Raw genomic sequence first — 386 nt, 5'->3', positions numbered from 1 at the left:
CCCCGCGACCGGTGCGCGGCACCCGGGCGAGGAAGTCGATGAAGCGCGCGACCACCGGCGCGGTGGCCACGGCGTAGCCACCGATGACCACGAAGGCCATCTGCATGGTGAAGGGAATCAGGCTCCAGAAGCCGTCACCGAAGGCGCTGGCAGTGGCCTGCGGGGTCGAGCCGAAGCCCATCGCGGCCAGCGCGACGATGACCACGCCCAGCACCGCGAACACATACGCATCGGGGAACCACTTTTCCGCCCACGCGGCCGAGCGCAGCGCTGCGCGCGCCATCCAGCCGTCCTGTACTGCTGCCGTCGAGGCCATCGCCTACCCTCCCAGGTTCGATGGATCGATTCTGGGCGGTGGGGTGCAGGCTGTCAGCCACCTATTGGTC

1 protein-coding gene is annotated in these 386 nt (G+C 68.9%); it reads right to left on the bottom strand.

What is annotated here, in order from left to right:
* Nucleotides 1–316, bottom strand: a 316-nt coding sequence (locus tag EN846_RS33785; RefSeq protein WP_189587195.1) for a TIGR00366 family protein, incomplete at its 3' end; no start/stop codon positions are given.
* Nucleotides 317–386 lie beyond the last annotated feature (70 nt).

Source organism: Mesorhizobium sp. M4B.F.Ca.ET.203.01.1.1, assembly GCF_004791025.1.
Taxonomy (GTDB): Bacteria; Pseudomonadota; Alphaproteobacteria; order Rhizobiales; family Rhizobiaceae; genus Mesorhizobium; species Mesorhizobium abyssinicae.
This window is presented reverse-complemented; position numbering and strand designations above follow the sequence as displayed.